This window comes from Antarcticimicrobium luteum, assembly GCF_004358185.1.
In the GTDB taxonomy this organism is placed as follows: Bacteria; Pseudomonadota; Alphaproteobacteria; order Rhodobacterales; family Rhodobacteraceae; genus Antarcticimicrobium; species Antarcticimicrobium luteum.
Genome location: NZ_SMUV01000056.1, coordinates 1 through 14,840, shown reverse-complemented (window position 1 = coordinate 14,840; position 14,840 = coordinate 1). Strand labels below are relative to the sequence as shown.

Sequence of the window (14,840 nt, the reverse complement as noted above, 5' to 3'; positions counted from 1 at the left end):
TGTGCGGACAAAGTTGCCATGCGAAAAAGGGTGCCCATGCGAGTCCGCCAAGTTATCATTGCGACGGCGCGGAGGTAGGCGAGCAATTCATGGCAGATCACAAAAAGTTCTACAGGTCTATCGACAAGGCAATCCTCGACAAAAGGCTGTTTGAACCATTTCGTGCAGCAGACGTGCAGTCAGCTTGTCATGAATATACATTGCCGCAGTGCCGCTCTTTTTTGTCCAAGCATGTTCAAGGGAACTCGGCGGGAAATATTGAATTATTTCAGCGCGTTGATAGGGGCGCCTACAAAAGGCTCCCATTCAATGTCAAACGCGATAGCTACGTTGATCTATTGGAGCCGATATTTCTTCCCAAAGACCCAGTGAGCAATGACATCATCAAGTATTTCGCTTCACTCTTGCGCGTGCTTGGGATGGAAGACAAGGGCTGGGATCCATATGCAGAGTCTCGTGCAGTCCTCAATGACCTCAATGTTTTCTTCAGGCTGGAATTGCCAAGGAAATGGTTTCGCAATCCTGACGAGACCCAATGGCGACTAGGGCTCTTGATCTACACCCACATTGTAGAGATGGATGCTCCGTACGAAGTCTTGCTGAATCTTCTGAGGTTTAGGACTGGTGGCGGATATAGTCCCAACCCGTACTTCGAATACCTGCCGAAGGGGGAGCAAAAAGCTTTCAAAAAACGCGGGGTGTCGACTGGCCGAAAAATCGAGATCATAAAAACGCTTTCGGATGCGGCCGGACTCGGGGTGGGGTCGACTTTCGACGATTTCTACAACAACCAACTGCGAAATGCTATCAGCCACTCGGACTACATTTTAACCGAAAATGGATTCCGTTGCCGCGGCGGTATCAGTGGGAACAAAGGCTTCGAGATCTCGTTCGAAGAACTTGATCGGATCCTTCTTTCCGCAAAAGCATTCGTTGCCGCTTTCTTCAGCATTGAGCAAGGCGCCCGACGTGTATGGGGGGATCAAGCGGGAAGGGCAATTCCCTATGACGCCCACTACAAGGGAATGATGGAAGTGCTTGCAGACAGTGAGGGACATGGAATTTCTTTTGTTCCCAATAGATTATGTTGGAAAACCGACCGAACAGTGACACTATGAAATCAATGGGTTAAGTTCATCGTTGGAAAACGCTTGAACACCATCATGACCGTTCTCGGGCCGGAGGCCAGGCGGCGCTGGAGCGGTTCACCGGCGGTGCGGGGTTGCGCTACTAGGTCAACCGAGCCCCCAAAAAAAGAGACCGGCATCAGATGAAGAGAATATCGTCCGACGCGATCGAGGCGACACTGACTCCTTGGAGTGTGACCGAACCTGTATCCCAAATGATCCGCGTATCGCTGCCGACTCCGGAAAGCCTCAAATCGCCCCAAGTCATGCCTGAGATTTGCAGGTGATCCTCACCTCGAACGAAATCAGTGATCAAGTTGGCACATGTCGCTACATTCGCGTCGAATTGAAACAGGTCGGAGCCCACGCCCCCTTCCAGTCGGTTGTTGCCACCGCCTATAGCGATCTTGTCGTTCTCAGCACCTCCGAAAATGATATCGTCGCCAAAAGCATCATTCTGCGCGTTATCGCGGAAGATGTCGTCGCCGTTACCTAGCCAGACTCTATCGCGCCCGTTTCCGCCCCAGATCTCGTCATTGCCATCATCACCGAAAAGTTTGTCGGCTTGGGCTCCGCCCCAGATCCGGTCATCCCCAAGGCCCCCCTTGAGCATGTCATTGCCAGCCCCACCATACAGCGCGTCCTCTCCCCCCTCCCCTAAGAGAGTGTCGTCGCCTTTCAGGCCTGAAATTACATCCAGCCCCAACCCGCCAATGATATCGTTGTTGCTTTCATTTCCTGTCAAACTATAATAGAAATTTGATACATGAAGCCTCGATTCTCCGGGTAACGAATACTTATCGTGTAGGTCAGGCCATCAAACCCGGCTTCGGTGTCATCCCCACGCTGGTCAACGCGTTGCGAACCGGAGATTCATTCAAGATTTTCGGTTCGGGCAACATGCAGCGCGACTACGTTAATGTCGTTGATGTACAACGCGCTATCGCAGCCGCGATTGATGCTGGCGGTGCAGGCGTCGTCAATATCGGCACGGGGCGGGGAACATCAATAAATGAACTAATTGCTGAAGTTCAAGAGCTTAGCGGTCGAACGCTGAATGTAGAATATGTCGAGGCCGACAAAAACGAGCCGACATACTATCAGCTTGACATCTCGCGCGCTGAGAATGCGTTGGGTTGGAAACCTACCGTCAGCCTACGTGAAGGGCTGACGCAAATCTTGGGCATGGCGGACCTCCTCTAGGCCCAGCTATTTCTTCGGAACGTGCCGATTGTAACCCATGATTGTCATGAGGTTCATGCAGTGAGTTTCGATTTGCCTGATTTCGTTGAGTGACAGTTCGTCGACCCAGGCATAGGCATTGCCTTTGCGATAGAATCCGGGGCGGATGTCGTGCTGAATCGTCCCGGGTTCTGATTTTTTCAGGCTGGCAATTGTGTTGTTTTTGAGCGCTTCGTCGACAACATCCTCTGGCGCTTCGAGGCCGGCCCAGTCGAAAATCTGCGTCAGCTCCTTCTTCCCGTTCATCTTCATGTCTTCGTAGCGAACACACATGAGGCTGTCTTTGCTACGGTAGCTTTTTGCGGCGAGATATGCGGTCGCATATTCTTTCCAGGATCGGCAGAATTCCTCAATACCTTTTCGGGTCCAACTCCCCCAGGCGTTTTCGCTTGCTGCCTTGAACGACGCATATACGGCACGCGGATCGCGAATGATGAACAGTATGCGGGCTTCCGGTTGAATTCGTGCTATGAGGTGATGCCAGAGCATATTGCCGGGGGTCTTTTCGACAACAACCTTGCCCTGGGTGTCGGCCGCAATTTTGTCAAACGTCTTCTCAACAATCGGTGCCAGGATTTCTTGCACAAACTCGTCTTCGCTGAAGAGCGCCCCCAATCCATCATTGCCCTCGAGCACGAATTCTTGATCGTACCAGTTTTTCAGTGGACCGACATATTTGTCATACACATGGGTTTCACGACATGTAATTGCATCAGGATGGGACGCTAACAGGAAATGAATCCAAGACGTCCCACTGCGTGGACAACCAGCCAATAGAATTGATCTTACTCTGCCCATCAGGTCCCTCAATCAAGATCTATGACACCAGCGTCATGTTCGATACCCAAACCCCAAGCGGGCGGGCATCTTGACCAATACCATAGTCAATCGGTCTCGAGGCGTTTTCAATCTTGAATCTAATCATATAATTCTTGCCTGCGTCTGGCTTGGGCAAAGAGATGTCAATTTTCGCTCCACTTTCGCCCCTGACGATGCGGTGCGATTCAACCGCAGCGCCGTTGTGGACAACGCGCAGGAGCGTGAAGGCACCGGTGCCTTTGCTCAAAGTGCCAACGTTCAAGCGCAAGAAGCTATCCTGAGAGAGTGTCTGTTTGACATAGAACTCAAAATTCGCCCACTCGGACACGGACCAGGCGCTTCCATTTTCTGGATCGGCCCATCCCTCGACCAGCGGCGATTTGTCCCGCTCAAGTTCGGCGACCTCATATGTCTTGTTCGGCTCCATTTCAAAGCGATCAACTTTGAGCCGATCGATAAGTTCCTCGTCAAAAAGCGGGAACGCCTTTAGCAAAGGTTCCGGGTCCCACTCCAAACGCGAGGTTTCTTCGCCATCCAAACTACGTTGAAGGTCCGGATAACTTTTGGGTGTTTGCCGTCCCGTTCCCTCATAATAGTCGGTGTACTTGAACTCTGCCTCGTACTGGCTGGTCATGCGCGTAGTCGACCTGCCGTAGACATCTGCGAAAACCAGCCCGTGCAGGGAACTGCTGATGACCCGGCTCGACGCCGAGATATATGCGGCAACGGTGATCGGGTCGAGATGTGGCCGAATGAACATGATGCTACCGTCAAGCTGTGGCTCAGAAAAATAGGGTAGAAAGCGATCGTCATTGATGTTTGGAATGACAATCGTCTCAGGCATTCTGACACCCAGATCATGAGCGGCCCGTTCCAATTCTCCCCGGCGGGTCCGAATCTCCTTATCAAATAGCATAGGGAACAGTAGACCGGGGTCGCCAAAAACCTCGGGGCATTCAAAGCCCTGATCGCGCACCACGGAACGGGTCAGCGGGCCCCGCACAGCATTGAAACGGATATCAGAACTGCGGGGCAAGATGCTGGCATGTTTCGAATTGACGCCAACGCCCCAAATGACGTCGGAGCCACGCGCTTCGTGGAGGACGGATCCAACAGCGAAAATCTTGGCCTTCAAAGGTTGACCGGATGGTATGATCTTAAGCGAGATACTGGATTTGCGGCACACGGCGTCGACGACCATCGGGCCGATCTCGTCACCAAAGTTCACACCGCTCCCGGGCTTCCAAGAATAAACATAAATAGAGGTCATTGGGTCACCAATTCTGCCTTGCGCAACTTTTGGGATTCAACGGCCTTTTGATAGGCCGCCCGGTGAGCCAATCCAACGACGTATGGGTCCTGCCTTTTGTAGTTGAACGAATGGATGCGGAAGCTTTGAGCGATTTGGGTCGAGATGTCGCTGTCAAAGTTCTGGCGGATCATCTCAGCTGCGCCCCTAACATCGCCCAAGGCAAAAATGCCAGCGCCAACCGCAACATTCTGCACCTCTTCCATCGAGTTCTGGGCAGGAACAAAAACCGGCTTGAGCATTGAATATGCGAGAAACTGTACACCTGAATTCAACCGATCGAACCGTGGCACGAGCATTCCGTCGCATTGGCTAACTAGACTGACGACCTGTTCGTTCGGCACCTTGAGATGAATACGCCGCGCGCCCCCGTCCCATTCATCGCGAAAACGGTGAAGTTCTTTCCAGTGAAGGATGTCGGGATGGATCGCCCCCGCAAAGATCAACTGGAACCTATCTTCGCCAAGGGCCTTGCCCACATCCAAGCAGAAATTCAGTTCCTGCTCCGTCCGGATATGACCGAATACGAGGATCTTGATCTTTTCCGACTGCAGGGCCGCGTCCTCGAAAGGTTCTGATTCCAGGCGGAAATAGGGTTGGTAATCCCCATGCGGCACGACCGCCGTCGGAACATCCTTGAGTCCTGTAATTCCCGCGTGGTGGCGGTTGTACGGCTCGATATTCGCTTCGCTCAAATGACAGACGAGCGAAGCGTTGTCCGCTAGTGACTGTAGCATCCTGACTCGGCTATCGCCGTATGTCGGCATCAGGTCGAAATTGTGCGCCGTGTATATGATCGGCGATGTTGCAGCGATCTCATGCATGCGGGCTTCGAACTGCGCAAGTGTCTCTTCGCTCGGCACCTTCCATCTGAAAAGGGACTCGATCCACTCAATATGCAAGACATCTCCGGTCGAGAAGTTATGATTCCAGAACGCGTCTACCCCGGTTTTAACGTTCCGCGCTCCAAGGACGCGCTCCAACCCGTCGCGTAGCGTGGTGACATAAGCGTTGGGCGAGGTATCCGACACTTCCTCAGCCACATAAACATTGTATTTGTCCCAATCTCCCGCCGAAGCACTCTGGGCTCGACTAGGAAAGACGAGTTGCCGGATCTGCTCCCAGCATTCGTCGAAAGACGCAAATTGCTCGGCGGGTGCGGAATAGGCATATACATCCTTCAATTCTGCGTAGGATGTGATGATGTCGACCGGGCCGGATTCTTTCGAGACAGTCAAGGCATTCAGGATCTGATCCCAAGCCTCTTTCTCTTCCCCCTCGAACAGGTACTCATTACGCAATGGCCCTGTGTAATGGCGCATGTAGTCAGCAAGCGCAGGGTCGAATGTGTTGTTCCAGCGCGTGTCAAGCAGCTGCACGCCAAACTGCTCAATAAGACGGATGAGATGGCCGTTTTCACCCCAGCCAACGTCGTGATGGGAGGCTATCGGTTTGCCCAAGCTGGCTGCCCATCTAGAAAAGAAATCGAGTGCGTATCGGTTCCGCTGCGCGAGAATGACACCGGCATTCACGCGCCCTGAATGCCCCGCAACAACCCCTATTGGCGCATCGTCGGACACTGCTTCACGGACTGGCGGGCAACTCTTCTGAACTCTGACATCCGTGTCCAGATACAGTACATAGTCATTCTTCAGTAGCGCACCGTATAGCAACAGCGTTTTGAGCCAGATATTTTCCCGCCCGAGGGTAGGGCCACCCGGTTCCGCAACGCAAACATAGTCGTACCCGTGCGTTGCGGCATATTCCCGTTGGCTTTCAACAGCATGTGAAAAGGCTTTATCGTAGCCTCCTTGACCTAAGCTAAATACCAAAGTCTTTTTCATATCTAAGTAGTCACGCTCACCTAATCGAGGCCGGAATAATACTTCTATTTGTACCAGGTACCCGTCTTGATAATCTGAAAGCGCTCAACGCTGATCCACTTGAGCTCCCCATTCGGATCGAATTGGCCAAGAGCCATTTTCCCTTCCTTACGTTCGCTGATGCTAATGATGCGATCCATATTAACATACATCATTCGTCCATCTTCAAGTTCACATTGAATCATAGTTTTATTATCCTCTCTTAGATTGCGTTAGAATTCACCTACACCGAATAGCATCGTGGAATAAAGTTTCCTTGGGGTAATTCAAGTAAAGATTTCATAAGTCGAACCAACCCTCTTAATCCGTCTCGAATGTCCCGTAGAATCTGTTGCACGCTGCCTCTTCGGAGATCGCCGAAAAAAGCTCGGACAAAACGGCCAGCGACGATCAAGGCCCAAGAGATATGCTCCGATAGCATGTGAGTGGCACCTCTGCCTAGGTCTTCATGATGTAATCCCCGCAAACTGGTCCAGTTTGCGGGGATTGCATCAGTTGATTTCTGATTGGTACAATATTTGGTCAAATCCACAATCCAGCGCCAGCACGACACCGCGTTCTCCCGACATTCCCCAAGCAGCCCGCCGCTTAGCATCAACTTTGCCTGATTCTGCCGCCAGATCAAGTGTTCTGCGCTTTCAGGCTCGACTGCGGCCGTCAGAGCGCTCGAATGTGGGTGGATCGGACCGCGAAGGAGCGTCACCTTGGTAATGCGGCCACGTTTTGCAGCGCGGCGAACGGACCTGTGCTGCCGATTTAGCTTAGTTTGGGTCGGGATCGCGGTCACGCGCATAACGGCGGCACCCGCAATCGCTGAACGGCGGCAAGGATGGCCCTGACCATTGAGCCGGTCACCGCGACCTCGGCGAGTTGGAAGGTTATGGCGCGGGCGTGACGCACCACACGTGCGCCGATCTTGATCAGCTTGAGCTGCAAGCTGGTCAACGACCAGTCGGCCATTGCCTCGGGTAGCTCGATGCAGCGCAGGAAGTTGGCCAGATTGTAGGCCAGCGCATACAGTTGCAGCCCCACCTCGTTGTCGCGGAACCGTTTGCAGGACAGGCGCGTCCAGCGGAAGGCGTATTTGCCTTCCTTGATGTGCTGCTCGGCGGTGCCGCGCTGATTGTAGATTCGCACCACCCAATCCGGCTCCATCGGCAGGTTGGTGACGATGAAGCCCACGCGAGGGAACAACTCGCCCGGATGCCATTCGATCTTGGCAATCACACGGCGCTCGTCCCCCCAGCTCTGCGCCTTGTAATGGAAATCCTCAAAGAACCGCTTGACCTTGGTTTGTGAAGGACGCCCCACAGGCCGCGTCAGCCGATGCGCGATCTTCTCGCGCAGGACGTTGTTGACAGGCAACCGGATGGTGTAGAAGTAATCAGCCTCTTCAAGGCGTTCATACAGCGCGGGGATCGCATAGGCGGCATCCGCCCGGAAGAACCGCATGATGTCGCGTTCGGCATACCGCGCGATGACAGGATCAGGGACGCCTCGCCAGCCATCGGCACTGTGGACATTGCCATGCCGCAGGGCGCAGCGTTCCAGCATGCCAAATTGGTTGAACAGGAAGTTCGGGTGGTAGCAGGTGCAGTCGAAGTGCCCGTTCCAGGCAGACCCTTCCTGATCGCCATGGGTCGGGCTGACGGAGCTATCCATGTCCAGCACGATATACTTCAGCCCCGTCCGGTCGTGAAACCGGTCGATCCATTGGCCGTTCAGGTCGGCCAGCGCCTCCCGGTTCTCGTCCAAGGCCAGCGTCTCGGTCTCGAACCGCCCCATCTGCGAGGCCGAGGCCGCCTGCGCATCGACGGCACGGCAACCGACGACCTGGCGCATAACGGGATCAAGAGCCAGTCGGTCGGCGTCGTTGACGTCCTCGTAGCCAGCAAGCCGACCATAGACCGATTGTCGAAAAAGCCCGTCAAGCCGGTGAACGGTGTTCTTGCCACGGCGGTTGTCGCGCAGAGACCCAGACGCAAGATCAGACAGCCCGAGCACGTCATCCAACTCGCGCATCACCAGAAGACCGCCGTCGGAACTGAGCTGCGTGCCACGAAATTCCAGCCGCACCCGGCGGTCAAAACCAAGCCGCCCATCACCTGTTTCGCGTGCACCCTCCGGGTGATCCATAATCCGCCACCTTCAGCCCGACTAACATGCTGAAATATAACACGTTACTGGCAATCGGAGGTGCGAAAACGTCAAGTTACTTGGGAAATGCGGGTCCATAAGAAAATCCTAGAAACGGGGCGACGGATTTTGCATCAGCCAAGATTTCGCGGCTGCCTGATCATGACCTCAGGGCATCAGGGCATCAGGGCATCAGGGCATCAGGGCATCAGGGCATCAGGAAAATTACACCAGCTTGACCGGCGTGACCAAGTAATTCCGCCCTTCGCCATGTTGACGAAAATTGTGAATAGGCTTCCATCCGGCTCTTCGTGGCAGCGACCAGGAGCAGAAATTATGGGAAGTCCGGAAGACAAAGGCCGCACCGCTGAACGGATCGAGGCCCATCGTCTCCTGAACCAGCAGCGCCAGGCCATCTATGCCCTTCCGGAAATCCGTCGGGCGCGTGGCCACGTAGACGCGCAGCCCACCAGCCGGCGAGATCATTGCGATGTCGTCCGGATCGCGCGGATCATCCGGGTCAATTGCGCCTCATCCATGTCCGGCGGCACACGCAGGGTCACGCCATCGACCACCATCTCGATCCTGCTCGACTTGGTCGCGCCGCCGCGCCGTTTCGGGCTGGCTGCAGGCCGGGCCGGCTTCGCCCCGGTCGTCCCTAATGCAGCGCGTGCCAGGTCATCTCCGTATCGAGCCAGATCAGCAGCGAGCCGCGCTTTTTGAGCGCGGCGTTGTAACTCGACCAGTTCTTCGTGCGGTAGCGGGCAGGCTTGGGCCTCGTCATTCCACCCGTCTAAGCGCATGGATTCGCACAGTGAATCCCTCGCCGACAAAGTTCTTCAACAACGCCCTTCACATGCCCGGAGCGCGCCGCCAGAGAATTTCCACAGAATTCGCGGGCCCCAATAGAAAACCAGGCCATACAACTTGGCAACGACTGTCTGGGCGGCTACACGCTTTGGAGAAGATGTTGGAAATTTCAACACTGATCTGTCATACGCCCCACGGCCAACTTCAGCACACGGCATAGTATCAAGGATAGGATTATGATAGTAGAGGACACTACAAGTGACATTTCCGATCTGAACACACTTCTGCTCGCAGACCGTAGAGTATTTGCAAATTTCTCTCGTCTTCCGAAAGAACCCTTTGAAGCCATCATCGGTTCCGCACGCGCCCTGCTTGAGCCCGCAGATACCGAGACGCTCAAAGCCTTCACGCTCCCGAGCCAGTATAGCCTGCAGACTCTGGATCTACAGAGTCGCACCCGCTCGCTTCCGCCCGAAGGAGCTCCGGGGGAGATCTACAAGCTCTGGGTCAACGAGCTGAAGGACTGGGTCTTGTCTGGCAGCCAGACCCTACAGCTGAATTTCACCCGGCGCGAGGCTCCCTGCCGGGTCGAGATTGAGCGACCAATTATCGTCGAGGCTAATAGACCTGGCTTGTTATTCCAAACATACCTAGCGACGCACCGCGCCGAGGCCACGCTGATCGTGAAATTCCGTCATGTGGAAAGCGACGAATCCGAAACCCACAAGGTGGCCTTCAAATCCGGGTATAGCGGCGGGCAACTAACGGAAAACTACCAGCAGGTCGCCCTGCCCTTGCCGAACTGGACAGGGCGCATCGAGATCCGCATAGCGGTGGCATACCAAAGATATGTCGACGATGGCAGCGACGATGCGCCCTTCGTCTTCCTTGCCGACAACCACGTGACCAAACGTCGAACGCATGGGACGGCCACCCTTACACCGAATGTGGCAATCGGCCCCAGCGTCCCAGGAGACGGGGTCTGGCTCTCGGCACTTCTGCCCGCCCTGCCAGCGCCCGGCAGTACGATTAAGCTGCGCTGCGGCCAGCGCAGCGCGAACCTGACACTTGGCGAGGCACCCGACATCCAGGTCGATCACCAGTATGGACATACGCTCTTCATAGATAGCAAGTCAGAGGCCTTGCTCAGTCTTTATGTTGATGGCAAACCCGACAGGCAGATCGCAATACAGCCAGGCAGTAACCCGGTGCGGGTGCCTAATGTGCATCTCGATGGCAGCACCCATCTTCTCAGCCTGCGTGACAAATCTGGTACGGTGACCTACTGGGAACGTTTCATCCTTGTGCCGGCGATCCTGACCCCGGCCGATATCATGCAGCGTGAAAGCGCCGCTCCCTTCCCTGCCTCGATCTTCGCCCAGACGCCACGGCGCTACGCGAGTCTGCGAGCGCTCTTCGCCAAAGCTGGACCAGGGATGGATTTTGCGCAGTTATCCCATGCACTGGAGACGGTCGAGGCCGGATACGAGAAGGTCCGCCTGAAGCCGCTACGGTTTCCACAGATCGAAAACCCCGACGTGTCCATCGTCATCCCTGCGCATAACAAGGTCGAAGTCACTTACCGAGCGCTGTGCTCGCTGCTGGTAGCGCCGAACGAGGCCAGCTTCGAAGTCATCGTGGTTGACGACGCCTCCACAGACGAGACCGCTAAACTCGAAGAAATCGTCTCGGGTATCACTGTGTTGCATAACTCAGAGCCGCAACGTTTCATTCGCGCCTGCAATGCCGGGGCGGAACTGGCGCGTGGCGACTATATCGTGTTGCTCAATAACGACGTGGAGGTAACGGTGGGCTGGCTGGACGAACTGATCGCCTGCTTTGGACGGTTCGACCGCGTGGGCCTTGCGGGCTCCAAGCTGCTCCATCCAGACGGTCGGTTGCAGGATGGTGGCGGCATCATTTGGGGATCGGGCAATCCTTGGAACTATGGCAACCGCCAGAACCCGGATGAGCCGCGCTTTTGCTACGCCCGCCAGGCCGACTACCTGTCGGGTGCGGCGATGATGGTGCCAAAATCCGTCTGGAAGCAAGTGGGTGGTCTCTCTTCCTATTTGGAGCCGATGTATTTCGAGGATACCGACTTCGCTTTCAAGGTGCGTGACGCGGGCTACACGACCTGGTTCGTGCCCTCGTCGATCGTTTACCATTACGAGGGGATGACTTCAGGCACTGATGTCACCAAGGGCTTCAAGCGCTACCAGGAGGTCAACCGGCCCAAGTTCAAGCGCCGCTGGGTCAACGCCTATGCACAGCATGGTCGCGAAGCGCAAAAGCCCGATCTCGAAAAGGATCGGGGCATCGCCGGGCGGGTCCTTTTCATCGACTACACAACGCCACGGCCGGACCAGGACGCGGGCTCCTACGCTGCGATTCAGGAAATCCGCCTCGTGCAATCGCTCGGCTACAAGGTGACCTTTGTCGCCACCAACATGGCGCATCTGGGCAAATACACCGAGGACCTGCAGAAGCTCGGGGTCGAAATGATCTATTCCCCCTTCTACATGACGATGCAGGATTTCCTGAACCAGCGCGCGGCAGAGTTCGACGCCTTCTACATCACCCGCTACTACGTCGCCCTCGAGGTGCTGAGCCAGATCCGCGCGCTCGCCCCCGACGCGAAGGTCCTGTTCAACAATGCCGACCTGCACTTCCTGCGCGAGATCCGCGCCGCATCGGCCAATGGGGATCAGAAACGGCTCGAAGACGCCCGCCAGACCCGCGAGCAGGAAATGAGCGTGATCGCCCAGGTCGACGTGGTGCTGAGCTACAATGAATCGGAACACGCCGTCATCGAGGCCTATAGCGAAGGCAAGGCCAAGGTGCTACGCGCGCCCTGGGTCGTCGAAATGCCCGCTCAGGAGCCGCAGCTGGCCGGGCGTAGCGGGCTTTCGTTCCTCGGCAGCTTCCGGCACCATCCCAATGCCGAGGGCGTCCTGTGGTTCGTGCATGAGGTCATGCCCCGCCTCACCGCCAGCCAGCCGGACCTGGTCCTGTCGGTCTATGGCTCGCGCATGACCGACGAGATCAAGGCCCTGGAGAGCGACAGCGTGGACCCGGCTGGCTTCGTGCAGGATGTGGCCGACGCCTATGACCCGCACCGCGTTTTCGTCGCGCCGTTGCTGTCGGGCGCGGGCATCAAGGGCAAGGTGCTCGAGGCGCTGGCCCGCGGCATTCCCTGCGTGCTCTCGCCGGTCGCCGCCGAGGGGGTCGGGCTGCGCCACGGCGAGGATTGCTTCATCGCGCGCACACCCGAGGAGTGGATCGAGGCGATCACGCGCCTGAACCAGGACGACGCGCTGTGGCAGGCGATGTCAGAGACGGCGCGGCGCTACATGGCCGAAAACTATTCCTTCGCACGCGGCCGCATCGCCATGCGCGCCGCCTTCGAGGCGGCAGACATGTTCCTGCCGGAGAGACATTCGTGAGGAATTTCATACCATGAGATCAGACCTGTACATGATCACCTGCGCGGCACGCACAGGAAGCTCGCTTCTGGAGACCAGTCTTCTGTCGCATCCCGACATCCAGAGTCATGGCGAAGTCTACCACCCCAACCGTGTGAGTGCATTGAGGGGGCGCTATACGGCACTTATCCAGAATGAGGAACGCAACAGCGCCCTGACGCGCTTTCGCGACAAGCATCAGACAGCGTTCCTGTACAAGTATGTCTTTGATGCGCAGGGCAAGAAGGCAGTCGGGCTCAAGCTCAAACATGAAGAGCTGTTCCTTCCCAAGTTCGCGGAAACCCGGGAAACGATCCGACGCGACACGGATATCAAGATCATCCATCTGCGGCGCGATAACCTTTTCGAGCGCTATGTCTCGTGGTATTTCGCCACGAAAGTGACACGGGTTACGGAAATACATTCCGAAGAGGCACGGCCTACATTCGACATGGTCGAAATTCCAGTCAAGGAATGCCACATCGATCTGGATCGAAGCGCGGCGCGCTATGTTTTCTTCCAAAAGATGTATCAACACCACCCAATCTTCGAGGTTACCTACGAAGAGCTGGCCGGCGATCAGCGCAACCAGACACTTGAAGCGATCCAGCGCTTCCTCGGGGTTGAACCGCAGGAACTGACCTCGAAACTGCGCAAGGTCGTCAATAAGGACCTGCCTTCGCTCGTATCCAACTTTAGCGAACTGGCCGAGTATTTTTCGAAAACGCAACATGCACGGTTCTTCGAGGTATGACGATGGATTACGAAAAAAAGGTTCAGGAACAGATAAACCAGTACGCCAATAACGCGCTGCGTTTCTTCCCGCCTGATGCGCATAAGTACTGGATGCGAAACTACATGACACCCAAGATGCGGGATGTCTTTGGCGTCGACCACTTTATCGACATGTATCTCAGCGCGATTCCGACCGATAAGGATCATGTAAACATCCTTTCAATCGGCAGCGGAGATGGCCAACTGGAACTGGCTTTGGCACAGCGCCTGATCGCGCGGGGCCAGCCTGAATTCACCATTCATGTCACCGAACTGTCCGACATCCGGCAACAGCGAACGCGGGAACGGGTGGCGCGCGAAGGTCTTCAAGACAGGTTCGAATTTCACATTGTCGACTTCAACAGGGCTTTCATTCCCGGATCGTTCGACATGATGTTCGCCCATCATGTGCTGCATCATATCGTCGAGCTGGAATTTCTTTTCGACCAGATCGCCGAAGGTCTTGCACCCGACGGGGTCTTCGCCACGATCGATATGATCGGTCGCAACGGCCACATGCGCTGGCCCGAGGCGCTGGAATATACCGAACTGGCGTGGGAATTCGTTCCGGAACACTGGAAATACAATTTCCAGTTCAACGCCTTCCACGAGAAATACCTGAATTTCGACTGCTCGAAATCGGGGTTCGAGGGGATTCGCGCGCAGGACATCCTGCCCCTGCTGATCGAGAAATTCGATTTCTCGAAATTCGTGGCTGGCGGCGGGTTCATGGACGTCATCTTTGATCGCGGCTATGGGCAGAGTATCGACATGGCAAACCCCGGCGAAAAGGCGCTGGTGGACTTCCTGTCCCGTACCAACGAATTGCTGCTCGAAACGGACCGGATCAAGCCGACGATGATCTTTGCTCACATGACGCGAAAGGCTGACGTTCCGGCCGAACCCGTCATCTGGGGCAACATGACTCCCGGTTTCGCGGTGCGACCGGTCGCGCCATCCGAAGACTGAACCCACTTTCCGGAGACACTCGCATGTTCAATCATTTCACGGCTGACGAGACCGAGCGCTTTCCTGGTGGCCAGAAACTCAAGGATTTCGGAACCCAGCAAGTCGAACGCTTTGCCCGGCTCAAGCGTCAACGGCGGAATAAAAACCGGCCACGCGGCGGCGGCATCCTGCCGAATGGCCGGTATGGGCCGGCCTTGCTCTTTCACCCTTCTCGGCCTCCGCGACTTTGGAAAGGGCGCTCTCTGCGCGTTGCGGCCATCTGAGCATGACGCAGCGAAGGTCCGGAAGTCGCCCTTCCCCCCCCCCC

The 14,840-nt window shown here is 55.9% G+C and carries 12 protein-coding genes and 1 pseudogene; 6 read left to right on the top strand and 7 right to left on the bottom strand.

Annotated elements, in window-relative coordinates; all coding sequences use genetic code 11:
- The first annotated feature begins 89 nt into the window (after window positions 1–89).
- Window positions 90–1,118, top strand: coding sequence for a hypothetical protein (locus E1832_RS06265; protein ID WP_133358882.1), 1,029 nt, complete (start codon window positions 90–92; stop codon window positions 1,116–1,118).
- 148 nt (window positions 1,119–1,266) lie between these two features.
- On the opposite strand, the gene E1832_RS06260 is transcribed toward E1832_RS06265, so the two are convergent.
- Complete coding sequence (locus tag E1832_RS06260) at window positions 1,267–1,872, bottom strand: calcium-binding protein (RefSeq protein WP_133358881.1); 606 nt, start codon at window positions 1,870–1,872, stop codon at window positions 1,267–1,269.
- 14 nt (window positions 1,873–1,886) lie between these two features.
- Between E1832_RS06260 and E1832_RS06255 the strand changes: the two genes are divergently transcribed.
- Window positions 1,887–2,330 (top strand): GDP-mannose 4,6-dehydratase, encoded by a 444-nt coding sequence (locus E1832_RS06255; protein ID WP_165978813.1) that lies wholly within the window; start codon window positions 1,887–1,889, stop codon window positions 2,328–2,330.
- Between the two features lie 6 nt (window positions 2,331–2,336).
- Here the strand turns inward: E1832_RS06255 and E1832_RS06250 are convergent, their stop codons facing one another.
- The 6 genes and pseudogenes from E1832_RS06250 to E1832_RS06225 form a co-directional block, all read right to left on the bottom strand.
- Window positions 2,337–3,167, bottom strand: coding sequence for a sulfotransferase family protein (locus tag E1832_RS06250; RefSeq protein WP_133358879.1), 831 nt, complete (start codon window positions 3,165–3,167; stop codon window positions 2,337–2,339).
- A 19-nt stretch (window positions 3,168–3,186) separates the two neighbouring features.
- The gene (locus tag E1832_RS06245) at window positions 3,187–4,458 is read right to left on the bottom strand and encodes a polysaccharide pyruvyl transferase family protein (protein ID WP_133358878.1); all 1,272 of its coding nucleotides are present in this window, start codon (window positions 4,456–4,458) and stop codon (window positions 3,187–3,189) included.
- Window positions 4,455–6,341, bottom strand: coding sequence for a glycosyltransferase family protein (locus tag E1832_RS06240; protein ID WP_133358877.1), 1,887 nt, complete (start codon window positions 6,339–6,341; stop codon window positions 4,455–4,457). Before E1832_RS06240 ends, E1832_RS06245 begins: the two co-directional genes overlap by 4 nt.
- A gap of 822 nt (window positions 6,342–7,163) precedes the next feature.
- A complete protein-coding gene (locus E1832_RS06235) occupies window positions 7,164–8,516 on the bottom strand; it encodes an IS1380 family transposase (RefSeq protein WP_133358876.1) in 1,353 nt (450 codons plus the stop codon).
- Between the two features lie 225 nt (window positions 8,517–8,741).
- Window positions 8,742–9,002, bottom strand: coding sequence for an IS66 family insertion sequence element accessory protein TnpB (gene tnpB / locus E1832_RS06230; RefSeq protein WP_133358875.1), 261 nt, complete (start codon window positions 9,000–9,002; stop codon window positions 8,742–8,744).
- A 181-nt stretch (window positions 9,003–9,183) separates the two neighbouring features.
- Window positions 9,184–9,300, bottom strand: a pseudogene (locus E1832_RS06225) (IS5/IS1182 family transposase); the annotation flags it as partial.
- A 262-nt stretch (window positions 9,301–9,562) separates the two neighbouring features.
- Here E1832_RS06225 and E1832_RS06220 point away from each other — a divergent pair.
- From E1832_RS06220 to E1832_RS06205, 4 genes are read left to right on the top strand one after another with little or no spacing between them, the layout of a single operon-like run.
- Entirely contained in the window at window positions 9,563–12,772 is a 3,210-nt protein-coding gene (locus E1832_RS06220) for a glycosyltransferase (RefSeq protein ID WP_133358874.1), read from the top strand.
- A gap of 13 nt (window positions 12,773–12,785) precedes the next feature.
- Window positions 12,786–13,544, top strand: coding sequence for a sulfotransferase (locus E1832_RS06215; RefSeq protein WP_133358873.1), 759 nt, complete (start codon window positions 12,786–12,788; stop codon window positions 13,542–13,544).
- Window positions 13,541–14,533 (top strand): class I SAM-dependent methyltransferase, encoded by a 993-nt coding sequence (locus E1832_RS06210; RefSeq protein ID WP_133358872.1) that lies wholly within the window; start codon window positions 13,541–13,543, stop codon window positions 14,531–14,533. Before E1832_RS06215 ends, E1832_RS06210 begins: the two co-directional genes overlap by 4 nt.
- Before the next feature lie 23 nt (window positions 14,534–14,556).
- Complete coding sequence (locus E1832_RS06205) at window positions 14,557–14,796, top strand: hypothetical protein (protein ID WP_133358871.1); 240 nt, start codon at window positions 14,557–14,559, stop codon at window positions 14,794–14,796.
- Window positions 14,797–14,840 lie beyond the last annotated feature (44 nt).